Source organism: Streptomyces sp. NPDC001410 (assembly GCF_042895235.1).
GTDB lineage: Bacteria > Actinomycetota > Actinomycetes > Streptomycetales > Streptomycetaceae > Streptomyces.
The window spans coordinates 64,405-87,176 of the sequence record NZ_JBIAWE010000009.1 but is presented as its reverse complement, the minus strand read 5'-3'; the positions used below and the strand labels follow the sequence as shown (position 1 = coordinate 87,176).

General features: G+C 72.1%; 21 protein-coding genes and 1 pseudogene. 7 read left to right on the top strand and 15 right to left on the bottom strand.

The features are described from left to right. Positions 1 to 23: 23 nt before the first annotated feature. Positions 24 to 530, top strand: coding sequence for a hypothetical protein (locus ACFY3C_RS20865; RefSeq protein WP_390771817.1), 507 nt, complete (start codon positions 24 to 26; stop codon positions 528 to 530). Here the strand turns inward: ACFY3C_RS20865 and ACFY3C_RS20860 are convergent. From ACFY3C_RS20860 to ACFY3C_RS20795, 14 genes are all read right to left on the bottom strand, one after another. Next, positions 524 to 2,668 (bottom strand): prolyl oligopeptidase family protein, encoded by a 2,145-nt coding sequence (locus ACFY3C_RS20860; protein WP_390771816.1) that lies wholly within the window; start codon positions 2,666 to 2,668, stop codon positions 524 to 526. The two genes, ACFY3C_RS20865 and ACFY3C_RS20860, sit on opposite strands and share 7 nt — an antisense overlap. Then, complete coding sequence (locus tag ACFY3C_RS20855) at positions 2,665 to 3,594, bottom strand: hypothetical protein (RefSeq protein WP_386577038.1); 930 nt, start codon at positions 3,592 to 3,594, stop codon at positions 2,665 to 2,667. Before ACFY3C_RS20855 ends, ACFY3C_RS20860 begins: the two co-directional genes overlap by 4 nt. Then, entirely contained in the window at positions 3,591 to 4,211 is a 621-nt protein-coding gene (locus ACFY3C_RS20850; RefSeq protein WP_386577037.1) for a flavoprotein, read from the bottom strand. Before ACFY3C_RS20850 ends, ACFY3C_RS20855 begins: the two co-directional genes overlap by 4 nt. Then, the gene (locus ACFY3C_RS20845; RefSeq protein ID WP_390771815.1) at positions 4,208 to 5,146 is read right to left on the bottom strand and encodes an LLM class flavin-dependent oxidoreductase; all 939 of its coding nucleotides are present in this window, start codon (positions 5,144 to 5,146) and stop codon (positions 4,208 to 4,210) included. Before ACFY3C_RS20845 ends, ACFY3C_RS20850 begins: the two co-directional genes overlap by 4 nt. Positions 5,147 to 5,295: 149 nt before the next feature. Further along, on the bottom strand, positions 5,296 to 5,439 hold the full coding sequence (locus tag ACFY3C_RS20840; RefSeq protein ID WP_386577035.1) for a hypothetical protein: 144 nt from the start codon (positions 5,437 to 5,439) through the stop codon (positions 5,296 to 5,298). A 156-nt stretch (positions 5,440 to 5,595) separates the two neighbouring features. After that, positions 5,596 to 6,591: a T3SS effector HopA1 family protein gene (locus tag ACFY3C_RS20835; protein WP_390771814.1), complete on the bottom strand. Its 996-nt coding sequence runs from the start codon at positions 6,589 to 6,591 to the stop codon at positions 5,596 to 5,598. After that, positions 6,588 to 7,679, bottom strand: a complete 1,092-nt coding sequence (gene lxmK, locus ACFY3C_RS20830; RefSeq protein ID WP_386577033.1) for a class V lanthionine synthetase subunit LxmK — start codon at positions 7,677 to 7,679, stop codon at positions 6,588 to 6,590. The genes ACFY3C_RS20835 and lxmK overlap by 4 nt, the downstream gene beginning before the upstream one ends. After that, positions 7,676 to 8,320 carry a hypothetical protein gene (locus ACFY3C_RS20825; protein WP_386577032.1) on the bottom strand — a complete coding sequence of 215 codons (645 nt, stop codon included), beginning with the start codon at positions 8,318 to 8,320 and terminating at the stop codon, positions 7,676 to 7,678. The genes lxmK and ACFY3C_RS20825 overlap by 4 nt, the downstream gene beginning before the upstream one ends. Next, positions 8,313 to 8,855, bottom strand: coding sequence for a helix-turn-helix domain-containing protein (locus tag ACFY3C_RS20820; RefSeq protein ID WP_390771813.1), 543 nt, complete (start codon positions 8,853 to 8,855; stop codon positions 8,313 to 8,315). The genes ACFY3C_RS20825 and ACFY3C_RS20820 overlap by 8 nt, the downstream gene beginning before the upstream one ends. Before the next feature lie 92 nt (positions 8,856 to 8,947). Continuing rightward, positions 8,948 to 9,580, bottom strand: a complete 633-nt coding sequence (locus ACFY3C_RS20815; protein ID WP_390771812.1) for a response regulator — start codon at positions 9,578 to 9,580, stop codon at positions 8,948 to 8,950. Beyond that, entirely contained in the window at positions 9,577 to 10,809 is a 1,233-nt protein-coding gene (locus ACFY3C_RS20810) for a sensor histidine kinase (protein WP_390771811.1), read from the bottom strand. Before ACFY3C_RS20810 ends, ACFY3C_RS20815 begins: the two co-directional genes overlap by 4 nt. Positions 10,810 to 11,068: 259 nt before the next feature. Next, a complete protein-coding gene (locus tag ACFY3C_RS20805; RefSeq protein ID WP_389187220.1) occupies positions 11,069 to 11,911 on the bottom strand; it encodes an ABC transporter permease in 843 nt (280 codons plus the stop codon). Beyond that, positions 11,908 to 12,855 carry an ATP-binding cassette domain-containing protein gene (locus tag ACFY3C_RS20800; protein WP_386577028.1) on the bottom strand — a complete coding sequence of 316 codons (948 nt, stop codon included), beginning with the start codon at positions 12,853 to 12,855 and terminating at the stop codon, positions 11,908 to 11,910. The genes ACFY3C_RS20805 and ACFY3C_RS20800 overlap by 4 nt, the downstream gene beginning before the upstream one ends. A 157-nt stretch (positions 12,856 to 13,012) precedes the next feature. After that, the gene (locus ACFY3C_RS20795) at positions 13,013 to 13,795 is read right to left on the bottom strand and encodes an MBL fold metallo-hydrolase (protein WP_386577027.1); all 783 of its coding nucleotides are present in this window, start codon (positions 13,793 to 13,795) and stop codon (positions 13,013 to 13,015) included. 119 nt (positions 13,796 to 13,914) lie between these two features. Here ACFY3C_RS20795 and ACFY3C_RS20790 point away from each other — a divergent pair, with 119 nt between their 5' ends. From ACFY3C_RS20790 to ACFY3C_RS20765, 6 genes and pseudogenes are all read left to right on the top strand, one after another. Beyond that, positions 13,915 to 14,526, top strand: a complete 612-nt coding sequence (locus ACFY3C_RS20790) for a CGNR zinc finger domain-containing protein (protein WP_390771810.1) — start codon at positions 13,915 to 13,917, stop codon at positions 14,524 to 14,526. Between the two features lie 246 nt (positions 14,527 to 14,772). Beyond that, positions 14,773 to 15,744, top strand: coding sequence for a phosphate ABC transporter permease subunit PstC (gene pstC, locus ACFY3C_RS20785; protein ID WP_390771809.1), 972 nt, complete (start codon positions 14,773 to 14,775; stop codon positions 15,742 to 15,744). A gap of 1 nt (position 15,745) precedes the next feature. Further along, positions 15,746 to 17,131, top strand: coding sequence for a phosphate ABC transporter permease PstA (gene pstA, locus ACFY3C_RS20780; RefSeq protein WP_390771808.1), 1,386 nt, complete (start codon positions 15,746 to 15,748; stop codon positions 17,129 to 17,131). Further along, positions 17,131 to 18,798, top strand: coding sequence for a phosphate ABC transporter substrate-binding protein PstS (locus ACFY3C_RS20775; protein ID WP_390771807.1), 1,668 nt, complete (start codon positions 17,131 to 17,133; stop codon positions 18,796 to 18,798). Before pstA ends, ACFY3C_RS20775 begins: the two co-directional genes overlap by 1 nt. Continuing rightward, the gene (locus tag ACFY3C_RS20770) at positions 18,795 to 21,431 is read left to right on the top strand and encodes a hypothetical protein (RefSeq protein ID WP_390771806.1); all 2,637 of its coding nucleotides are present in this window, start codon (positions 18,795 to 18,797) and stop codon (positions 21,429 to 21,431) included. The genes ACFY3C_RS20775 and ACFY3C_RS20770 overlap by 4 nt, the downstream gene beginning before the upstream one ends. A 140-nt stretch (positions 21,432 to 21,571) precedes the next feature. Then, positions 21,572 to 22,393 (top strand): annotated as a pseudogene (locus ACFY3C_RS20765) (substrate-binding domain-containing protein); the annotation flags it as partial. A gap of 173 nt (positions 22,394 to 22,566) precedes the next feature. On the opposite strand, the gene ACFY3C_RS20760 reads toward ACFY3C_RS20765, so the two are convergent. Next, positions 22,567 to 22,689, bottom strand: coding sequence for a hypothetical protein (locus ACFY3C_RS20760; RefSeq protein WP_390771805.1), 123 nt, complete (start codon positions 22,687 to 22,689; stop codon positions 22,567 to 22,569). Positions 22,690 to 22,772: the final 83 nt, after the last annotated feature.

Sequence of the window (22,772 nt, the reverse complement as noted above, 5' to 3'; positions counted from 1 at the left end):
TCGGGAGTCAGTGGAGGCGCGGCATGGCAGTGCGAAAGACATGGACGAGGGGCACGGCGGGCGCGGTGCTGGCCCTGGTCGTCGTCGGCGCGGCGGCCGGATGTTCCGACAACAACTCCGGGAACACGTCGGGCGTCGCCAGCAAGGCGGCATCGGCGGCCTCCTCCGCCGCCGCCTCCCTCGCCTCCAAGGCGGGCGAGTCGCTGGCCTCGGCCTCGGCGGAGGCCAGGAACAAGCTCGACTCGGTGAAGAACGGGGTGAAGGCCAAGGACGATGTGACGCTCGGCGCCCCCACCCCCGACAGTTCGGGCAAGGCCACGGTCAAGGTGACCGCCAAGAACACCGCCGACTCCGCCAAGTCCTTCGCCGTCCAGGTCAACTTCACGGACAAGAGCGGCAATCTGCTGGACGTCACCGTGGTGACGCTCAAGGACGTGGGCGCGGGCTCCTCCGGCGAGGCCACGGCCACCAGCAACCGCAACCTGACCGGCGAGGTCCACGCGGTGGTCGGCTCGGCGCTGCGCTACTGACCGTAGGGGTGGCCCTGCCCGAAGAGCCCCGACTGCCAGGCCGCGAAGGACAGTTGGTCCACCGAGAGGGCGGCGATGCGGCTCATGGCGCGCGCGCCGTGGCCGACGCCGGACTCGACGCGTAGCAGAGTCAGGCCCCGGCCGTCCTCGGCGGGGACGGGGCCGGCGGCGTGCTGCAGGGCCGCGCACATCTTGCGGGCGTGCAGCGGGTCGACCACGGCGTCCCCTTCGGACACCGTCAGGAGGACCGCCGGGTAGTCCCCCGCCTCGGTGACGTGGTGGTAGGGGGAGTAACCCAGCAGCCATCCCAGCTCCTCGGGCACCGTCGCCGAGCCGTACTCCGTGGTCCAGGAAGCGCCGAGGCCGAAGTGTTCGTAGCGCACCAGGTCCAGCACCGGTGCGCCGAGCAGAGCCGCCCGGTACAGCTCCGGGCGCTGCGTCAGCGCCGCGCCCGCCAGCAGCCCCCCGTTCGACTCTCCGCCGGCCACGAGTTGGCGCGGGCTGGTCCAGCCTGCGTCGCAGAGGGCTTGGGCGGCGGCCTGGAAGTCGTCGACGGACCTCTGTTTGCCGGCTCGGGCACCCGCGCGGTGCCACTGCGCGCCCTCCTCGCCGCCACCGCGTACGTGAGCCACGGCGTAGACACCGCCGGCCTCGACCCAGGCGACGACCTCGGGGTTGTACACGGGAGTGGGCGACAGGCCGAATCCGCCGTAGCCGTAGAGGATGGCCGGACGCGGCTCGCGCGGTTCGCCGTGCGGGGCCAGCACGGTGACCCGGATCGGCGTGCCGTCCGCCGACGCGCAGGTGATCCGGCGCATCGTGCCGACGGTCCCCGCGGCGGGCGTGGCGCGCTGCCCGGGCGGGGAGGCCCACACGCTGGTCGTGCGGTCTCGCGCGTCCCAGCGGAAGACCGTGACGGGGGTGAACGGGTCCGTGTAGGTGAACCACGCCTCGTGACCCCTGCTCCTGATCTCTCCCACCGTGCCCAGCCCGGGCGTCGCTATGGCGTCCAGCCGTGTCCCCGTCTCCAGGTCGTGCACGGTGATCTCGCAGACGGCGTGCCGGCTCCGTACGACCAGGAGCAGCGCCCGGTCCAGGGACGGGTCGTCCAGGACGGTGAAGTGTTCCAGCCGGGCCTGCGGATCCTCCGGAAGCAGCTCCTTCCACGCGCTGGGCGCAGGGGTGCCCTGGGCGGCGGGGTCGTCGAGGTCGAGGACCGCCAGCCGGCCGCGGGGCGCTTCGTGGTCGGTGTGCAGGAACAGCAGTCCGCGCGGGCCGAAGGCCACGCTCGTGTGGGCGTCGATACCCGTCTGCACGGGTACGAACTCGGGCTCCTCACCGCCGTGCCGGGTGAGGTCGGCGACCCACACGTCGTTGCGGCGCACCGCCCCGACGGATCGCGTGACGACGAGCCGGCGGGCGTCCGCGCTGATCCCGGCGGTGTACGAGGCCGTCCTGGGACCGCCGTCCCCGAAGACGAGCCGGTCCTCGGTGTCCGGGTCCGCGCCCACCCGGTGCAGGTGGACCCGCCGGTGATAGCGCTCCTCACCGGCCGGCACGGCGTGTGCGGGCAGGCGTCGTACGTAGTAGAAGGACTCGCCGCCCGGCAGCCAGGCGACGGAGGACCGCCAGCAGCGGGCAATGGGGCCGTCGAGCAGGGCACCCGAGGTGACGTCCAGGACGTACAGCAGGCTGCCGTCGTCCCCGCCGGTCGACACCTGGTAGGCGACCCGCCGTCCTTCCTGGTCGGGGTGCCAGGCGTCCAGAACGGTACGGCCGGTCGGGTCGAGGGTCATGGGGTCGAGGAGGACCCGCTCCGTGCCGTCGGGGTCCACGACGTGCAGGACCGCGTGTTCCTGACCCGGCAGGCGCCGCATGAAGAACTGCCGCGTGCCCCGCCACACCGGAGGGCCGGTCACACCGACGGACAGCAGCTCCTCCATGCGGGCGCGCAGCCGGTCACGGCCGGGCAGCTCCTCGAGGGCTGCCCGGCACAGCGCCTCCTGGGCGGCCAGCCAGGTACGGGTCTCGGCGCTGTCGGCCTGTTCCAGCCAGCGGTACGGGTCGGCGATCCGGTGCCCGAAGCGATGCTCCACCAGGTCCTGCCTGCGCGCCGGTGGATGGCTCGGACGGGTCATCGCAGATCCCCCTCCGCGTCGACGAGGCTCGCGAGCAGGACCGCGTACCGGCGGACCTCCGCCACGTCCCAGGTGACGAAGACGCTGAAGTCGTGGAGGTGCAGCAGCGAGCGCAGTACGGCACAGCGCCGGACCCATGCGTCGGGGGCGCGCCCGTAGCCGCGGAGGAAGACCTGCGCCAGGTGCTCCCAGTCGGTTCCGGCGCCTGGCACTCGAGCCGCGAAGAAGCGCATCTCGTGCAGCTCGGCGACGACCCAGCCGACGTCCCACTGCCAGGCGGCGCGGCCGACGTCCTCTCCGGTGAGCAGACCGTGGGGGTGCCCCTGTGCCACGGCCGGCACGAGCAGGCCGAGGCCGGGAGCGCCGTGGACCGGGGTGAGCGGCCTGACCTCCGGCAGCTCGTGCAGCCACCGCTCGATGCGTCCCCGGCGGTCCGCTCCGAGCAACTCGCCCAGAACGCTGTGCAGTTGTTCGGCGTGGCCGGTGCGCGGGGCGTCGAACCAGGCGTGCAGCCGGCGCCAGGAGCCCGGTGGGGAGCAGGCGTCGGCCTCTCCCGCCGGCACCGGTGCGGAGTGCAGCGCCCGCAGCAGGCGGCCGAGGTCGTACAGCGTCTCTTCCGCCCCCGACAGGTCGCGGGGGTCGCCGGACAGCAGCGTCTCGGCCATGGACCGGCGGCCGGGCACCGGGTAGTGCAGTTCGGTTCCGTCTTCGTTTGCGCGCGGCAGTACGCACCGGACGCCGGGCCCTTGGCCGCTCGGGCCGGATGCCAGGCCGGCCAGGATGTTCCGGGCCGCGGGCGGCGGGCCCTGCAACGGCCCGGGGCGGGCTCTGCCCGCACCGCGGACCCAGGTGAAGTGGCCGTCCCGCGCACCGGCCAGTACTTGCGTACGCACCAATCCGCTCGCGTACTCGGCTACGACCGTCATCCCTGCTCGCCCTCGCCCCGTCCGGCCGTCAGCTCCATGTGGCACTTCTGCACGAGTTCGAGCAGTGTCGGAAGGGCGGCGGCCGTGGTCCGCTCCACCCGTCCGGTGGTCACGCTGCGCCCGAGTTCCGGCTCCGCGACGACCACGTTGGGGCGTTCGCGCAGGGCGGCCAGATGGGAGCGGAAGGCGTGGCTGCGGAATCCGCCCGGGGGCAGCGAGGGAGCGAGGCCGATCGGCACGTCGGTGCACTGGAGCGCCAGCATCACCGGGGTGTCGCCGAGCCCGAGGGCCAGTCGGCTGACGAAGTGGAAGGTGGCGGGGAAGACCGCCACCGCCTCGGCCCACTCGCTGAGTTCCATGTGGGGGGCGGTGGTCTGCGGTTCGGTGGGCCACTGGTCGTGGAAGACGGGCTTGCCGCCGATCGCGGTGAGCGCCGCGGGCGCCACGAAGGTGGCGGCCTGACGGGTGAGGGCCACCTTCGTCTCGATGTGCGGATGGCTCTCGCGCAGCCAGCCGAGCCAGCCCGGCAGCGAGGAGACACCGAGCGCGCCCGTGCCCACCAGGAGCAGGCGGCGGAAGGAGTAGTCGGGGAGCGCGGAACTGCCGTCGTGGGTCACCGGACACTCCTCTGCGCTGCGATGAGGGCGCCGAGGGCGTCCAGCGACGCGTGGGTTCCTTCGAGGGCCTGCATGCCGATCGTGCTGAGCACCACCTCGTCGGCGCCTGCCTCGCGGTAGGCCGTGACGGCACGCAGGATGTCGTCGGCGCCGCCGACCGCCGCCGTACCGGTGCCGATGAGCCGGGTCGCGGTCCTGCGCAGGTCCTGCAAGTCGACGTCGATTCCGGCGCGCCCCAGCATGTCGGCGTAGTGCGGCGCCTGGAGGTGGGCCTGCACGGCCGCCAGCACGGTGTTCTCGTGGTCGCGCTGCGGACCGTCGAGCGAGACGTGGACCACGGCGGCCACCCGGGGCCGGGGGCGGCCCGCCCGCTCCGCTCCCCTGGCCAGCGCCGGGACGATGGTCTCCGCGAGGTAGTGCGGGGGTGCGAGCCAGGTGATGGCGACGTCCGCCAGCTCCCCGGCCAGCTCGGCCATCCGCGGTCTGAGCACGCCGAGGCCCACCTCGACGGGGGGTGTCTTCATGGGAGGCAGCGCGCCGCCCATGGCGAAGTACTCGCCGGCGAGGCCGACCATGTCGCCTGCCAGGAGGTCCCGGACGATCGTGGTGTACTCGCGCACCGCCGTGAGCGGACTGGTGTAGCCCTGGGCACGCAGTGAGCGGACGAACGGCTCCGGCCCGGTGCCGAACCCGGCGACGAACGGCTGTCCGGTCAGGGCCGCGAGGGAGCGTGCCTGAAGCGCGGCCTGGAGGGGGTGGCGGAGCGGCATGAGGGCCACGCTGGTGCCCATGGGGATCCGCGCTCCGGCTCCTGCGGCATGGGCGAGGGCGGAGTGCGGTTCGATCAGGAGCGACTGACCGGTCCAGAGTCGCTCGGCGTCTCCTTTCCGGACGATGTCCGCGAACGGCATCACCTGTTCGCCGGTAACAGGCATGAAGGGAAGGAGAATGGATGTACTCATTTCTCGGCGCCGCCCTTTGAATTCTCTTCTTTCGACCGCTTGCCAGTTTTCCGGACCGGACAGCCGTGCGGCCGACGGTGAAACCGCCGGCCGCACGGGCATGTCACCTCAGTGGACGGCGTTCAGCAGGTCCACTTGATGCTGGCGACCACGCTCAGGGAGACGATGGTCTGCGGCGACGGGGCCTCGTCCGGGGTCGCCTCGTCCGCCATCTCGTTGACGTCCGCGTAGGTGTCGAAACCGGCGGCCAGCTCGATGTCGTTCATAGCTTTCTCCTTGGTCATTGAAGGTAGCGATGAAATCGGGGAGGAAAACCGCCGAATCCCTCAGCGGCTTCTTCCGCGACGTCCAGAAAGCTAGTTCGATGCGATTCGGACGGGCAAGATCTTTCTGTTGAAAGGTTGTTCGGCGGTCACCGGACATCAAAGCCCTGCGTCGAAAGGCGGCGAGGACAGGTTCCGGGCCGGTTCGAGCGGGTCGATGCCGGCTTCCAGGAGCGCCTGCCTTACAACCTCCCGCCGGTGCGCCGGTCCGTCGGGCCGGGTGGCGTGGCCGACGAGCGCCGTGGCGAGCGCCCGGGACCGGTGCTCGCCGAAGCTGGTGTTGCGCATGTGGGGTCTCGGGTCGTTCGGCTCCCAGGCCACGGCGACACCGGGCGCGAGGGCCCGGGCGAAGGGGGAGGTGGCGGCCCCCAGGCCGACGTGCCCCTCCACCGCCGCCACCAGGGACGGCAGCAGGTGCCGGGCGCTGCTGCCCAGATAGACGACGATGCCGTCGCGCCGTGGGAGGGAGTCGGCGGACGAGACGGCTTTGGCCCGGTACGGCACCCCGCCGTCGGCCAGGCAGCGCAGCGTTCCGGCCCACGCGTCGAGAAGGACTTCGGGGGTCTCGACGTGCAGATACAGCCGAAGGACCGCCTCCTGCCGGGCCAGCGGCAGCGAGCCGTCGACGAGAAAGAAGCCCGGTGAGAGCAACGGCCTGGCGGCGGCGACGAGTACGTCCGCCTCTGCTGCGTTCCCTTCTCCGTGCGCTGCGCCGCCGGCCCCCTCGACGATGCGCTCGCGGGGCACCCGGACCCGTACGCCCGAGAGAGAGACGACGACCGGGTCCTCACCCTCTGCGCCGCTCAGGACGGGGCCCCGGTAACGGGTGTGCTCGTGCGGTACGCCTCGGGCGAGCCCGGTCTCCAGGTCGCGTGCGTCCCAGCGGCTCTGCGCCCGCGCCGAGTCCGCCGCCGTCCGGCCGACGTGCACCACCTCGTAGAGAGCGGTGGCGAGTTGGCCGCCAAGAGCCCGTGGAGAGTCGGCGGTCACCGTCCGCGCACCCACGGACGCGGTCCGGCCGTCGGGCCGTACGTCCACACCGGAAAGGATCTCTTCGAGCCGCGGGGACAGGCCGCTTCCGGTCGCTGTGCTCATCCTCGGGCCTCCGTCAGTCCGAGGGTGGCGAGAAATGCCTCCGGCGTCAGCAGCGCCTTGCGGCCGATGCCCGCCATGGCCCGCGGCAACGCGGCAAGACGGGGGGCCGTGCGCGCTCCGGCCAGCAACCGGTCGAGCAGATGCCATCCGACGAAGGCCGTGACGCGCTCGGCGAGCCTGCTGTCGGCGCTCGGCCCGGTGTCGCGGTAGCCGGTCCAGAAGGCCGTGTTCCGTGGTCGCACCTTTCGTATCCCGTCCGTCAGTCGGGCCAGCATGCGCTCCCGGGTCGCGGGCCCCTCGGCCGACCGGTCGCCGGCGGCCGCGTCCAGCAGGGCGCGGTGCAGCAGATCGCCGATCACTCCGCCCAGGTCCCGGGCCGCGTCCCCGGCCCGGAACTCCTCGAAGTCGGTGAGGTACACCGTGCCGTCGGAGACGAGGAACTGGTCGAGCCGCAGATCACAGTGGGCGGCGACCCGGTCGGCCCGCCGTTCGTTGCTCAGCAGCCGGCGCAGGGACTGCCCCAGTGCCTCGTCGTTCTGCATGAGGCTCCACACCTGCAGTTCCGCCGCGGACGACGCCTCGAAGAGGGACAGGGGGATGGATGCGAGCAGTTCCTCGGAGGGCAGGAGGGGGCTGATCTCCTCGTCGTGCCGGAGTTCGTCCACGGGCAGGGTGTGCAGGAGCCCGACCACGCGCCCCAGGGAGTACGCCAGTTCGGATGTCAGCTCTTCCTCGCGGATCAGCTCCGCGGCGGTCTTCGCCCGCTCCACGCCGGCGAAGACCAGCAGGCCCGACTCGGGGTCCGCGGCGAGCAGTTGTGGAGAGAGCAGCTCGGTGGGCTCTGCACTGCGCAGTGTCCGGTCGAAGGCGAGGCACTGGCGGATGCGCGCCGCCGATGCCTGCGCAGGCCCTTCGAGTTTCTTGACGAAGACACGCCTTCCGCTGTCGGTGGTGGCGAGCCAGTTCTGGTTGCGTCCCGGCAGTCTCCTGATGTCCCCCTGTCCGTCGAGGGACCCGAGCCCGGTGCGGACGAGCAGGTCCGCCACCTCGGCCGGAGTCTGGAACGTCGTCGGGATCGTCTCGGTCACCGCTGTGCCCCCCGGGTGATCGCGCCGCTGATCAACCGGACCGCTGCGGCGGGTTCGTCGGCGACGGCGTGGACTGTTGTGACGGGCACCGGTTCGCCCTTGCGTGGTTGCACCGGCAGCGGCCGCCGAAGGTTGATGACCAGGTTGGTGGCACTGCCGACGGTGCAGGCCACCGCGTCGTCCCGGTCCGGGACCCGGCGCAGTCCGTGTCCCTGGATCGGCGCATGGGCCACCCGCACGGACTCGACCGCCTCCACCGGGATCGTCAGCGCGCCGAACGGGCCTGTGCGCAGGCGCAGTTCTGCGGCGTCGAGCAGATGCGGTGCGCGGGCCGTCATCGCGCAGAAGCCCAGCGAGAGGACGAGGGAGAACAGCATCCACAGGAGGTGGATCACCCGGCCGGCCGCCGGCACCATCGTGTCGATGAGGGCCCCGGTGACCAGGTCGGTACCGACGAAGGCCCAGACGACCATGCGAACGTCCGCGGAATGGGAGATCGGCTGCTCGCCCTCGGCCAGGCACACCGGCCTGCGGGTGGACCAGTTCCCCAGGTCGCGGAGCATGGCGGTGGTCCACTGCGCGCCCGACCTGCGGGACACCGGTTCCGCCTCGACGGGTTCGGGTGTCAGGGGGTCAGGCATCGCGCAGGTTCCTTCCCAGCCAGAAACCGGACGCGATGCAGGTCCCGGCCATCACGGTGAGTGCCGTCGCCTTCGGCCTGCTGCTGACCAGTTGGGCGGCGCCGGCCACGCCGGCGACTCCGGCGATGCCCGCGAGCGCGGACAGGGGGAGTCTCAGACGGGCCGGAGCGGGCCTGGCGGCCAGGGCGCCGGTGCGGGCGTGGGCGTGGGCGTGACAGGGCGCCGCCGCGGGCGGCCTGGGAGACTCGGCGCGAGCGCCGTGGGCGCCATGGGCGGGGCTGTCGGCGCCGCGCAGGGCGACTTCGGTCTCTTTCCAGTACTTCTGCCAGAAATCGGGGTCGCCCTCGCAGGCCCTGACATAGGCCAGGGTCACGTCGAGGCTGGGGAGGCTGAGTCCGCGGGCAGCCTCCGAGAGGGTCGTACCCGAGTAGTTGGCGCGGCGGGCCAGTTCGCGGTACGACGGGTTGCCGACCGATCTCCGGAGTGTCCTCAACTCGTACGCGAAGCTCTGCAGTGGTCCATCGGAGGGGTTCAAGCGTGTCTCCGGTCGTCCCATGTGGTCATCTCCCCGTTATGTTCTGTTTGGTCGTGCGAGAGCCGCGTCCCTCTACCGCGGGCGGGATCTGGTCAAATCCAGCCGTGCTCCTGCGCGATGCGTGCGGCCGCATGGCGGTTCTCTGCCTGCAGCTTGCTCACGGCCGACGAGACGTGGTTGCGGACGGTCCCCACCGTCAGCCCCGCCTGCTCGGCGATCTCCGCGATCGAGGACCCGTCCACCGCGAGCGCCAGGATGTCGGCCTCGCGTGGGGTCAAGGGGCTGTCCCCCGCGCTGATGGCTTCGGCCGCGAGTTCGGACGAGATGTAGCGACGGCCGGCGTGGACGGTGCGGATGATGTCCGCGAGATCACGGGCGGAGACGGTCTTGGGCAGGAAGCCGCGGACCCCGACGCGCAGCGCCCGTTTGAGATGGCCCGGCCGGCCGTGGCTGGTGACGATCATCGGCCGGCAGTCCGGGAGTTCGCGGCGGAGCGTCTCGGCGACGGCCAGGCCGTCGAGTCCCGGCATCTGCAGGTCCAGCACGGCGACGTCGGGACGGTGCAACCGGGCCAGGGCCACGGCCTCCGGTCCGGTCGACGCCTCGGCCACCACGGTCAGGTCCTCGGCGAGTCCGAGCAGCGCCGCCAGCGCGCCGGTGATGAGTTTCTCGTCGTCGGCGAGCAGCACCCGGATCCGCGGGCCGGTCTGCTGGTCGTCACTCACGCCGACGCCGCCTGACTGGTCCGGGAGAGGCTGCGCGGAAGGCGGACGCACAGCGCGAACCGGCCCTCCGCCGTCGGGCCCGCCTCCATCGAACCTCCCAGTGCGGCCAGTCGTTCGTCCAGGCCCACCAGTCCGCCGCCTCCCTTCGGTGTGCCCGCCCGGCCGACGCCGTCGTTCTCGATGGTCAGGACCAGGCTCTCGTCCTGCGTGGACAGCGTGATGGCGCACCACTGCGCCTCGCTGTGTCGTAGCACGTTGGTCGTCCCCTCCCTGACGGCCCAGGCCAGCGCCGAGCGCAGTTCGTCCCCGACGTCGGTGGGGCCCTCGATGCGGCAGTCGATGCCGGCCGCGCGCAGGACCGACCGGGCGCCCTCGATCTCCGTCCGCAGATCGGCCGTGCGGTACCCCTGGACGACCGCCCGCACATCGTCCTGGGACTCCTGGGCGATGCGCTGGACCTCCGCCATCTGGGCGTTGGCGGCCACGGTGTGGCCCTGCTGGTTCAGTTCGAGCGCGAGTTCGCTCTTCAGGGCGATGACCGTCAGATTGCGCCCCAGCACGTCGTGCAGATCGCGCGCGAACCGCAAACGTTCCTCGGCCACCGCCAGTTGGGCCTGGACATGCCGGCCGCGCCCCAGCTCACGCACCACGCCGAGCGTCCAGTCCGAGAACCAGTAGGCGCAGCCGAACGCCGTGCCGCCGACGAGTGCCACCATGCCGGCTCCGGCGAGCACGCCACCCGAGGTGCCGAGGGAAGCGGCGACGAGCGCCCCGCATGCCGCGAGCCCGGCCAGCAGGGCCAGGGCCCCGCCCCGCGGCCAGGCGACGACCAGGGGCCCGGCCAGGAAGGCGAGCGCACCGCCGGCCAGCAACTTGGCCGTGTCGGGACTGAGCAGCGGGACATGTGTGTGCAGCACGAGCGGTACGACCGCCGCAACAAGACTCATGACCGCGGCACTCGCGACCCGCAGCCGGTGCCGTGAGCCGTGGAACACGGGACGGTTCAGTCCGGTGCGCAGCAGTTCCAGACAGGTCGCGCTGTGCAGCAGCCCCGATAACGCCACCACCGGGGCGAGGGGCGAGCCGGTGTCCGTGACCGGCGCCGAGACCAGCCAGACGACCAGCAGGATCGGTTCCAGCAAGGTGAGGAGATACAGCGACAGATGCGTGTACAGCTCGATCCGTTCGGGGCCTCGCCGATACTTCGTCCCCTGTAAAACCGGAGGCACGCAGTTCCCCTCCCGCTGTCGCGGAGATCCCTGGCCTCCATTCAAACATTCGATTCGGGGCTGTGTTGATCATTTCCGGGGCTCCCGGCCGAACCGCGGACTCCGCGTCATCGCTGCGGTGTCCGGCGGGCGAACTGTCATATGGCCAGTCTTCGCCCTTGTGACCTGCACCGACAGTGCCATGCGTCATGGATGTCCCTGCCGGATGCCACCCGCGGGCCATGGCATATGTCATGGCCCGCGCCCACGCTGCACACGGTCAGGCGTCGCTGCGCACCAGCCGGTACGCCGCCCCCGCCAGCGCCAGTGCCGTCCAGCCGAGGAAGACCATCAGTCCTGCGAGGGGCGGGAGGGTGGTGGAGTCGTGGGTCAGGGCGAACATCGCCCTGCCCGCGCTGCTCGGCAAGTAGGGGCTGATGTCGTCCTGCCAGGAGCTGGGCAGGAGCGAGGTCAGTCCGGGGAGGAGCATGAGGCCGGCGACCAGCACCGAGATGCCGCCGGCCACCGACCGCAGCAGGGCGCCGAGGGCGATGCCGATGACGCCGACCAGGCCGAGGTAGAGCCCGGCGCCCAGCAGGCTGCGTACGACCCCCGCGTGGGTCAGGTCCATCGCGGCGGGTGTGCCGGAGACGATGCCGCTGCCGAGCAGGAAGGCGACGAACGCGCCGAGGGTGCCGACGACCAGCGCGACCAGCCCGAACACGGCCGCCTTGGACCACAGGACGGGCAGCCGGCGCGGTACGGCCGCCAGGGTCGAGCGGATCGTGCCGGTGGCGTACTCCCCCGCCGTGACCAGTACGCCGAGGACGCCCAGGGCCAACTGGGCGAAGTTGGTGCCGAAGAGGGACAGGCTCACGGCCGTCGCCCGGCCGAATTCCGGGGTCATGCGGGGGGAGCCGTTCAGGGACTTGTAGCGGCTCGCGGCGATCAGTCCGAAGACGACGAGGAAGAGCAGGCCGAGGCCGAGGGTGATCCAGGTCGAGCGCAGCGACCAGAGTTTGACCCACTCGGAGGACAGCACGCGCCGTCCGGTCACGCGATAGGCGGGCCGGGCGGGTGGTGTGGTCCGGGGTGCTTCGGCGGTGGCGGTGAGGGTGCTCATGCGGTCCTCCCGGCAGTCTCGGGGTTCTCGATGCCGGTGGTGGAGCCGTGGTACTCCACGGCGTCCCGGGTCAGGTCCATGAACGCCTCCTCCAGGGAGACGGTCCGCGCGGTCAGCTCGAACAGCGGGATCCCGTGCTCGGCGGCCTTCAGTCCGATTTCACGGGCAGTCAGGCCGGTGACCTGCAACTCCTCCGAGCCGACGCGGCCGGTGATGTCGACGCCCGGGCCGGCCAGCACGTCCCGCAGCCGGGCCGGGTCCTGGGTGGCGACCTTCACCGTGTCGCCGCCCGCCTCGCGGACCAGGTCGCGCACGGTGGTGTCGGCCAGCAGCCGCCCCCGGCCCACGACGATCAGGTGGTCCGCCACCAGCGCCACCTCGCTCATCAGGTGGGAGGAGACGAACACCGTCCGGCCCTCCGCCGCGAGCGAGGTGAGCAGGGTGCGGATCCAGAGCACGCCCTCCGGGTCAAGACCGTTGACCGGCTCGTCCAGCATCACCGTCTGCGGATCGCCGAGCAGCGCCGCCGCGATGCCGAGCCGCTGGCCCATGCCGAGAGAGAAGGCACCGGCCCGCTTCCGGGCCACGCCGCCGAGACCGGCCAGCTCGACGACCTCGTCGACCCGGCGGCGCGGAATGCCGTGGGTCAGCGCGAGCGCCCTGAGGTGGTTGTGGGCCGAGCGGCCCGGGTGGACGGACTTGGCCTCCAGAAGCACCCCGACCTCCTGGAGCGGTGCCCGGTGGCGGGCGTAGTGGTGGCCGTTCACGGTGACGGTGCCGCTCGTCGGGGCGTCGAGCCCGACGATCAGCCGCATGGTGGTGGACTTCCCCGCGCCGTTGGGCCCCAGGAAGCCGGTCACGGTGCCCGGCTTCACGACGAAGTCCAGCCCGTCGACGGCCGTCTTCTCCCCGTACCTCTTGGTCAGCTGCCGTGCGTCGATCATGCGCGCTGCCTTCTCTCGGACTCGGGCGTCCGTCGCTTCTGACGCCTCATCCGCAACGCTAGGGTCCGAATCGCCCCGATTCCGTGTACCGGGGGCCGAACGGGTCGGGGCGGGTGGTACCCGGACAGTTCGGCGGCACCACGGCGCCGCCGCCCGCTCAGTCCAGCTGCAGCCGGTCCACCAGCCCCGCCTCGACGAACGCGGCCACCACGTCATCCCTGGTCTCGGTGAAGTGGGCCCAGCTGTCGCAGTGGGCCGGGACCACGCGGCGGGCGTCGAGGAGGCGGGCGGCACTCGCGGTTCCGGCGCCGTCGAGGACGAGGAGGGCGTCGTCGAGGACGGGCAGGCGGGGCGCGCCTGCGAAGAGGACGGCGGTGTCGACGGGGGCGTACCGGTCGGCGATCTCCTGGACCAGTTCGAGCGAGGCGTTGTCGCCGCTGACGTAGACGGTGGGCAGGTCGGCGGAGGTCAGGACGAATCCGGTGACCTCGCCCACGATCGGCTCGGAGCCCTTGGGGCCGTGCAGGCCGGGCGCCGCGGTGACGGTGACGGTGCCGCCGTCGGGGCGGGGCAGTTCGACGGACTCCCAGGGGGCGAGGGCGCGGGCGGTGCCGCCGAGGCGGTCGGCGGCGCTCGGCGTGGTGAGGGTGCGGGGCACCTCGGCCAGCAGGGCGCGGCCGGAGTGGTCGAGGTTGTCGGCGTGCTGGTCGTGGGAGAGCAGGACGACGTCCACGGGGCCGAGTTCGGCCGGGGTGAGGCGGGGCGGCGCGGTCTTGGTCAGGACCCGGCCGCTGGGTGCGGGGTAGTCGCCGGGGGCGTCGAAGGTGGGGTCGGTGAGGAGGCGGAGGCCGCCGTACTCGATGAGGACGGTCGGGCCGCCGAGGACGCGGACGGGCACCTGCTCGCTCGTGGGGTCGGGGTTCGGGCCGGCTGCAGCCATGGGGGCACCTCGCGGAGGGTCGTCTCAGGAACACGCGCTCTCACACGCGTCTCACGGATAGAGAATTTCTATCCGTGATGAACGCTAGCCGCCCCTCACGGATGGACGCAAGCCGTACCATGAGACTCATGAAGGGGACCGTGACCGACGAGCCGACCGTGCTCCCCGCGCCGGGCGCGGAGCAGTACGCCGCACTTGACCTCGCCAACAGCGCCGTCGCGCTGCCCGGCGGCCAGTTCATCGACCTGCTCGGGACACCCACGGCGGCCGAGCGCTGGCTCGTGGAGCACGGCCTGGCCCCGGCCGACGCGGAACTCCAGGAGACCTGCGCGGCCCAACTGCGCTCCCTGCGCGAACAGATCCGCTCCCTGCTCGCCTCCCGGGTCGACGGGCACGCCGCCCCCGCCGGCGCCCTGAACGCACTCAACGACGCGCTCACCCGCGCCCCCGCGGCCGCCCTGCTGCACTGGCACCCCGAGCGCGGCCTGTACCGGGCGGCCTCCCACCCCACGACCCAGATCGTCGAGCACGCCCTGGCGGCCCTCGCCTCCGACGCCGCCGAACTGCTCACCGGCGCCGACGCCGACCGCCTCACCGCCTGCGGCTCCAGCCCGTGCAACCGCTACCTCCTGCGGCACGGCCGCCGCCACTGGTGCTCCACCCGCTGCGGCGACCGCGCCCGCGCGGCCCGTGCCTACGCCCGCCGGACCGCGCCCGCACAGCCGGACTGAATCGGCCGACACATGGCCGCTACACACACAACTCCCCCACCGAGATGACATGAACCATTCATCCATGGGCCGTCTGCGGCGCCCGGAAGCGACAGCATCCAGCCATTGACTCTCCCCGCGCGGGGACGCCGTTCCCGTACATGTCGCTTCATGTCGCATGGGGGGCCACACGTGGTGTCCGCGGTAGAGGGGCCCGGCAGAGCCGGACCCAACAGATCCGACGACCCCGGGAAACCTGAACGGCCGTTGCCCGGAAGGGCGTTCGCCGCGCGGAGTCTCGGGGACCGGATCTTCCGGTACCAGCTGACCGTCACCGGCGTCGCCGTCCTGGCAGTCATGGCAGGCGTTGGCCTGTTTCTGCTGCTGAGGGCCGGACAGGCGCTGAAGGTCAGGGGGTTCGCCTTCCTCACCACCGCCGAGTGGGAGCCGGACGTCCACAGGTTCGGCATCGCCGCGGTCCTCACCGGGACGCTGCTCATCGCCCTCGTCGCCGTCGCCATCTCCGTGCCGCTGGCCGTGGGCACCGCGCTGTTCATCTCCGACGTGGCACCGCGCCCGCTGCGGCGGACGCTCGTGACCATGGTCGACCTGATGGCGGCCGTACCGTCGGTGGTGTACGGGCTGTGGGGGCTGTTCTTCCTCCAGGGGCATGTGATCGGGCTGTCGCGCTGGCTGTCCGACTGGTTCGGGTGGTTCCCGCTCTTCAAGGTGGACGGCACCCAGCCGGGCGAGCCGCTGGCCACCGAGAGCGTCTACACCGCCTCGACCTTCATCGCGGGGCTCGTCGTGGCCCTGATGGTGGCGCCGATCCAGTGCTCGGTGATGCGCGAGGTGTTCGCCCAGGCCCCGGCCGGGGAGCGGGAGGGTGCCTACGCCCTCGGCGCGACCCGCTGGGGGATGATCCGCTCCGTCGTGCTGCCGTACGGCAAGGGCGGGATCATCGGCGGCACCATGCTGGGGCTCGGCCGGGCGCTCGGCGAGACCATCGCCGTCTACCTGATCATCTCGCCCGTCTTCACCATCCAGCCGCACATCCTGCAGACCGGCTCGAACTCCGTCTCCTCCCTGATCGCCCTGCACTACGGCGACGCCTCCACCTTCGGCATGTCGGCACTGATGGCCGCGGGCCTGGCGCTGTTCCTGCTCACCCTGGCGGTCAACTTCACCGCGTCGACGGTCGTGGCCCGCTCCCGGTCCGGCGCACAGAGCGAGGCCTGACATGACAGTCGTGGAAGAGAACGCCGTACGCGACCACGGCGTCGGGGAGACCGCGGCCGCCGTGCAGCCGGCCGACGAACTCCCGGACGTCCCCCGCCGGATCGGCGGCCCCACCCGCTCGGGGGTGCTGTCCCTGACCGGCGCCGCCGCCTCCGGACTCTGCACGGCCCTGCTGCTGTTCGGCCAACTCGCCCCCTTCTCCGGCGCGTTGGGCTTCATGGTCACGGCCTACCTCGCCTTCCTCCTCAGCTACGCCGTGCTCACCGGCCTGGAGGAGAACGGGCAGGCGGTACGGGACCGGGTGATGACCGTGGTGCTGTGGAGCGCGGCCACCCTGCTGTTCGTCGCGCTCGCCCTGGTCGTCGGCTTCACCGCCTGGCGCGGCCGCGAGGCACTGCCGCACGCCAACTTCTTCACCCAGGACATGCAGGCCGCGGGCCCGCTCGACCCGCTCACCAACGGCGGCATCGCGCACGCCATGCTCGGCACCCTCACGATGATCACCATCGCCCTGGCGATCACGGTCCCGCTGGGCCTGGCCTGCGCCGTGTACCTGAACCAGATCCCCGGGCGCTTCTCCCGCTTCGTCCGCACCATCGTCGAGGCGATGACCGCGCTGCCCTCGATCGTGGCCGGCCTGATGGTGTACGCCACCTGGATCCTCGGGCTCGGCATGCAGAAGTCGGGACTCGCGGCCGGCTTCGCGATCAGCGTGATGATGCTGCCGATCGTGATCCGGGCGGCGGACGTGGTGCTGCGGCTGGTGCCGGGCACCCTGACGGAGGCGGCGGAGGCCCTGGGCGCCCCGCGCTGGCGCACGGTGTGGCACGTGGTCCTGCCCACCGCCCGCTCGGGTCTCGCCACGGCCGTCATCCTCGGCACCGCGCGCGGCATCGGCGAGACCTCGCCGGTGCTGCTCACCGCCGGGTTCACGGCGGCGCTGAACGCCGACCCGACGGACGGCCCGATGGTCTCCCTGCCCCTCGCCGTCTTCAACTTCGTCAAGTCGCCCCAGCCGACGATGATCGCCCGCGGTTTCGGCGCGGCGGCGGTGCTGATGGCCCTGGTCCTGGTGCTGTTCGCGATCGCCCGCGTCATCGGTGGCCGCGGCCCCGGCCACCAGAGCAAACGCCAGGCCCGCCGGGCGGCACGAGCCTCGCGGCGCGATGTGGAGCGCTTCGCGGACCTGCACGCCCCGGGCCTGACGCTGTTCGACGAGACGCCGCAGGACCAACCTCCCGCAGCCGCCGACGGTGATTCAGCCCCACAGGGGCCACCCGCACCCGACCACGAGAGCCGCACGGGTGGTGCGGGTGGGAACCCGAACCCGGCCGAAGGCCGGGTGCCCACCCACGAACCCGCACCCGACAACGAAGGCAGCCACTGATGCTCAGCCACCTCACCACCGCCCTACGACGGCTGGGCATCCTGGCCGCGCTGATAGGCGTCCTCGCGACAGCCACCCCCGCGTCGGCCGACACCTACACCCCCATCTCCGGCGCAGGCTCCACCTGGGCGGAGAACGCCGTGGACGAGTGGCGCCGCGCGGTGAACCAGTACGGCATGCGCATCAGCTACGCCGGCACCGGCTCCTCCGACGGCCGCCGCCAGTTCCTCAGCGGCACCGTCGACTTCGCGGTCTCCGACATCCCGTTCCAGACCCACCCGACGGACGGCTCCGCGGCCGAACGCCCGGCGGCGGGCTCGTACGCCTACATGCCCATCGTCGCCGGCGGCACCGTCTTCATGTACCACCTGACCGTCAACGGCAAGCGGGTCACCAACCTGCGCCTGTCCGGGGACGTCGTCACGAAGATCTTCACCGGGGTCGTCAAGACCTGGGACGACCCGGTGATCCGGGCCGACAACCCCGGCCTGCAGCTGCCCCACCGCACGATCGTCCCGGTCGTCCGCTCCGACGGCTCGGGCTCCACCGCCCAGTTCACGCTGTGGATGAGCAACCAGCACAAGGCGCTGTGGCAGGCGTACTGCCGCAAGGCGGGCCGCTCCGGCTCCTGCGGGCAGACCTCGAACTACCCGCCCAGCCCCGGGATGATCGCCCAGTCCGGCGACCTCGGCGTGGCCGGCTACGTCGCCCAGAACTACGGCGAGGGCGCGATCGGGTACGTCAACTACTCCTACGCGCTCAACGCGCACTACCCGGTCGCCAAGGTCCTGAACCACTCGGGCTACTACACCGAGCCGACCCCGCAGAACGTCGCGGTCTCGCTGCTCAAGGCCCGGATCAACACGAACAAGAACTCCCCGGACTACCTCACCCAGCAGCTCGACGGCGTCTACAACGACTCCGACAAGCGCAACTACCCGCTGTCCAGCTACTCGTACATGATCCTGCCGCTCAAGGTGCGGGGCACCTTCAGCACGGTCAAGGGCCGGACGCTGGGCGCGTTCTCGTACTACTTCATGTGCCAGGGCCAGCAGCAGGCGCCCAAGCTCGGCTACTCGCCGCTGCCGATCAACCTGGTCAAGGCCGGGTTCGACCAGATCCGCCGGATCCCGGGCGTGCAGGCGCGGAACATCGACATCAAGCGCTGCAACAACCCGACGTTCACCCCGGACGGCCACAACCGGCTCGCCGACACCGCGCCCTACCCGAAGCCCTGCGACAAGAAGGGCGCCCCGCCCTGCACCTCGGGCAGCGGCGGCGCCAAGTCCGGTGACGGCAACGGCGGTTCGGGCGGCGGATCCGCTGCGGGCGGTACGGCGAACGGCGGGTCCTCCGCCACCGGCGGAAACGGTACGGCAGGCACCGGCGGCAGCGGCGGCCCGTCCGTCGACCCGGATACCGGGCAGACCCTCGCGCCGGGCGCGAGCGCGGGCGGCGGCTCGGGCGGCACCGGTACGGGCGCCGACAACACCGTCGCCCTCGCCCAGCCGGTCGCCGTCGCCGCCGGCCACGGCTGGACCGCCACCCAGACGCTGATGCTGCTGGCCGCGTTCCTGGTGCTCGGCCTGATCCTGCTGCCCTCGGTCGTCTCCCGTCTGGTCGGCGCCCGGTCGCGGGTAAACGCCAAGGACGGTGACCGGCGATGATCCGCAGACGGCCCGGCCGCGTCCGCGGCGCCCTGATCCGCCTCCTCGCCGGTGCCACCGTGGGCGCCCTCGCGGGCCTCGCGGTCGCCCAGGCGGCCCCCTCCGCGACCGCCGCCCCCGCCGGCTCGGCGGTCACCGTCTCCGGGCGGGGCGAGTTCAAGGACATGAAGTTCACCGTCGACCAGACGAGCCACCTCACCAGCCAGGCGATCAAGGTCTCCTGGAGCGGCGGCACCCCGACCACCTTCGCGGGCACCTGGTTCGACACCGACTTCGTGCAGATCATGCAGTGCTGGGGCGACGACGACGGCAGCGTCCCGGGCAACCCCGGACCGCCCCGCACCCAGTGCCAGTACGGCGCCTCCCCGACCACCGACCGCGGCAACTGGCCCGGCAACCAGCTGGACGACACCCGCCAGATCTTCTACAGCGCCGACCCCACCAACTACGGCCAGGACAACCGCTACGGCGCCGCCCAGCCGCCCGGCGTCCCGGGCGAGGTGCCGTTCAAGGCGGTCACCGGCGAGACGATCCTCACCAACACCCAGAACAACCGGTTCTTCAACCACAACACCACCAACGAGATCGACTTCGCCCGCACCGGTGCCGCCGGCACCGGCACGGAGTACTTCGAGGTGCAGACCGCCAACGAGGCCCCGCACCTGGGCTGCGGCTCCCCGGTCACCCAGAACGGCGTCACCAAGCCGCGCTCCTGCTGGCTGGTGATCGTCCCGCAGGGCCACCTCGACCTCGACGGAAAGCCGTACGCGGACCACAGCCAGGTCAACGCGGGCTCCCCGGTCTCCTCGACCAACTGGCAGAACCGCATCGCGATCCCGCTGCACTTCAACCAGGTGGGCAGCAACTGCCCGCTGGGCAGCGACGAGCGCCCCACCACCGGCAGCGAGCTGGTCGCCGACGCCGTGACCAGCTGGCAGGCGGCCCTGTGCCCGTCCGGCAAGGTGTACGGCTACACGGAACTCGGCGAGCCCGACGCCCGCTCCCGGCTGGGCACCGACAAGACGTTCGGCCTCGGCTTCACCACCCGGGCCCTGGGCGCCGACGACGGCACGTCGGCACCGGGCGGTACGACGACGTACGCGCCCGTGGCGCTGTCCGGAGCGGTCATCGGGTTCACGATCGAACGCAGGCCCAAGGCCGGCGCGCCCGAGAACATCAGGAGACAGGCGGGCACCAGGGTCGAGTCGATCAGGCTGACGCCCCGGCTGGTCGCCAAGCTGCTCACCGAGTCGTACCGCAACTCCACCTGGGGTTCGGTGCTCGGCGACAAGGCGGCCCACGGGTACGGCTGGGCGAAGAACAACCCGGCCGGCCTGGCGAGTGACCCCGAGTTCATCGCCCTCAACCCCGAGTTCGCGGACCTCTCGGTCGCCGAGACCCCGGCCACCGACACCGACCTGCTCACCTCGCTCGGCCACAGCGACAGCGCCCGCGCGGTGTGGCAGTGGATCCTCGCGGACAAGGAGGCCCGGCAGTTCCTCTCCGGCGTCTCCGACGACTGGGGCATGCGGGTCAACCCGTACTACAGCACCAACGCGGACCTGAACCCCTCCGGTCTCGCCTTCGCCCCCGAGCACGTCGACGAGTACCCGAAGAGCGACCCCTGGTGCACGGTGCCGCCCGGCACCGACGCTCCCAAGGACGCCCGGCAGTGCATGACCGACTTCCACCCGTACGTCGACGACATGCACGCCGGCGCCCTGCACACCCGGCGCGCCGACACCCTGTGGAAGTCGACCTGGGACCCGCTGTCCAACCCGCCCGCGTACCGCAGCCCCGGCCCGCAGACGGTCGGCTCGCGGTTCGTCATCACGGTCACCGACGCGGCCTCCGCCGACCGGTACGGCCTGCAGACGGCCAAGCTGCGCAACACGGCGGGCAAGTTCGTCGCCCCCACCGCCACGGCCCTGACCGAGGCCGCCAAGAGCGCCTCCGGCAAGGACGTCGCCGAGATCGCCCCGGCGAACGCCAAGGCGAAGGGCGCCTACCCGCTGGCCCAGCTGGTCTACGCGGCCGCACGGCCGGGCTGGCTGAAGGCGGACGCCCGCGCCGACTACGCGGCGCTGCTGCGCTACGCGGCGGGCGCCGGTCAGGTCCCCGGCGCCGACCCGGGCCGGCTGCCCGAGGGGTACGCCCCGCTCTCCCGCACCCTGCGCGACCGCACGCTGAAGGCTGCCGACGCGCTCCTGCGCTACAAGGGGTCGCCCTCCACCGACGGTGACTCGGGCTCGGGCGGCACCAGCGGCGGCCAGGCCTCCGGCGGCACCGGCGACGGGTCGGGCGGCGCCACCTCCGGCGGTGCCTCCGGTGCCGGCGGCGGTACGGGAGCGGACGGCGGCGCGAGCGCCACGCCCAGCGCCCAGGCCTCGTACGACGGCGGAAAGGCCGTGGAGACCACGGCCGCCGGAAACACCCCGGCCGACCCGGCGAATCCGCTCCGCTATGCCGTACCGGTCGGTGCCGCGCTCGGCGCCTTCGCCGGACTCGGCGCGCCCTTCGCAGGCGGCAGCCGGCTGCGGCTGCCCCTGCGGGTGCCGCTGCCCGGCGGCCGCACGGTGACCGTCGTACCGGCCTTCTCCCTGCCCGAGCGGCTGCGCAGGCGGCTGCCCTGAGGCCCTGAGACCGGGGCGCCCGCACCGGGCGCCCCCCACAGACGGCCGTCCGCCCCGAAAGGCAGTCGGGGCGGACGGCCCGTACCACCCTGCCAGATCCCCCTCTCCCGCACCGACGCACTATCGTCAGGAGACTCTCGATGCGCAGAACGCGCTCTACGGCGGCGCTCGTCGCCGCCGCCGTGGTGGCCGGCGGCCTGGCTCTGACCAGCCCCGCGTACGCCGACCCCACCCCCGCCGGTACCTTTCGCAAGCTGGTCGGCGTGGGCTCCGACACCACTCAGGACGTGCTCAACGCCCTGGCCGGCGACACCGTCAACGGCAAGAACTACGCCGACACGGCCGTGAAGTCGGCAGGCGGCGCGGGCATCGCCTCCTACGACGCGATCGAGCCCGGCACCGGCTCCACCACCTCGAACATCACCACCCGCTCGGGCGGCCCGTCCTTCCTGCGCCCCAACGGCTCCGGCAAGGGCCGCCTGGCCCTGAGCGAGTCGCTGACCGGTGACAAGTATCCGGACTCCTCCGGCGTCGCCATCAAGGGCCAGGTCGACTTCGGCCGTTCCTCCAGCGGCCCGAAGACCTCCGGCACCGCGCTGACCTACATCCCGTTCGCCCGGGACGCGGTCGGCGTCGCGGTCAAGGGCTCCGCCCTGGACACCCTGACCGTGGACCAGCTGCACGACATCTACGCGGGCACGCTCACCCAGGTGAACGGGCAGACCGTGCACCCGCGGATCCCGCAGAGCGGCTCCGGCACCCGTGCGTTCTTCCTCTCCGCGATCGGCCTCACCGACGCGACCATCGCGCCGAACATCCCGACCGTCCAGGAGAACCAGGGCAACGCGGCCCTCACCGAGGACGGCGCGCTGGTGCCCTTCTCGGTCGGTTCCTGGATCGCCCAGAACAACGGCGTCTCCCCCGACTTCACCAAGACCTCGGCGGCTGCGGGCGGTCACCTCGCCGCGGTGCAGCTGCCCAGCGACACCGGTGCCACCAGCCCGGTGACGACGGTCAACGGCAAGCTCACCCCGGTCAACGCCTACTACGAGAACTCCACCTTCGGCCGCGACGTCTACAACGTCGTGCCGTCCCGGGCGATCGACCCGACCAGCATCTTCTTCGACAAGGACCTCTACGACGTCTTCGTGACGGCGGGCAGCCACGAGGCCGCGATGGCTTCGGACTCCGCCGAGGGCGTCATCTCCGCCTTCGGCTTCGTGAACGAGTCGTACAACGGCTCGGTCAGCGTGGCCAAGCACGCCAAGCTGGGCGGCCTGGAGGAGTCGGGCATCGACACCCAGACGCCCTCCGCGCCGACCGGGCTCAAGGGCACCCGAG

Excerpts from the sequence above, each read along its gene's own strand:
- ACFY3C_RS20775 (WP_390771807.1), top strand. The coding sequence starts at position 17,131 with ATGCTCAGCCACCTCACCACCGCCCTACGACGGCTGGGCATCCTGGCC.
- ACFY3C_RS20800 (WP_386577028.1), bottom strand. The coding sequence starts at position 12,855 with ATGATCGACGCACGGCAGCTGACCAAGAGGTACGGGGAGAAGACGGCC.
- ACFY3C_RS20860 (WP_390771816.1), bottom strand. The coding sequence starts at position 2,668 with ATGACCCGTCCGAGCCATCCACCGGCGCGCAGGCAGGACCTGGTGGAG.
- ACFY3C_RS20790 (WP_390771810.1), top strand. The coding sequence starts at position 13,915 with ATGAGACTCATGAAGGGGACCGTGACCGACGAGCCGACCGTGCTCCCC.
- ACFY3C_RS20805 (WP_389187220.1), bottom strand. The coding sequence starts at position 11,911 with ATGAGCACCCTCACCGCCACCGCCGAAGCACCCCGGACCACACCACCC.
- ACFY3C_RS20835 (WP_390771814.1), bottom strand. The coding sequence starts at position 6,591 with ATGAGCACAGCGACCGGAAGCGGCCTGTCCCCGCGGCTCGAAGAGATC.
- ACFY3C_RS20865 (WP_390771817.1), top strand. The coding sequence starts at position 24 with ATGGCAGTGCGAAAGACATGGACGAGGGGCACGGCGGGCGCGGTGCTG.
- ACFY3C_RS20770 (WP_390771806.1), top strand. The coding sequence starts at position 18,795 with ATGATCCGCAGACGGCCCGGCCGCGTCCGCGGCGCCCTGATCCGCCTC.
- pstA (WP_390771808.1), top strand. The coding sequence starts at position 15,746 with ATGACAGTCGTGGAAGAGAACGCCGTACGCGACCACGGCGTCGGGGAG.
- ACFY3C_RS20855 (WP_386577038.1), bottom strand. The coding sequence starts at position 3,594 with ATGACGGTCGTAGCCGAGTACGCGAGCGGATTGGTGCGTACGCAAGTA.
- ACFY3C_RS20825 (WP_386577032.1), bottom strand. The coding sequence starts at position 8,320 with ATGCCTGACCCCCTGACACCCGAACCCGTCGAGGCGGAACCGGTGTCC.
- ACFY3C_RS20795 (WP_386577027.1), bottom strand. The coding sequence starts at position 13,795 with ATGGCTGCAGCCGGCCCGAACCCCGACCCCACGAGCGAGCAGGTGCCC.
- ACFY3C_RS20845 (WP_390771815.1), bottom strand. The coding sequence starts at position 5,146 with ATGCCTGTTACCGGCGAACAGGTGATGCCGTTCGCGGACATCGTCCGG.
- ACFY3C_RS20840 (WP_386577035.1), bottom strand. The coding sequence starts at position 5,439 with ATGAACGACATCGAGCTGGCCGCCGGTTTCGACACCTACGCGGACGTC.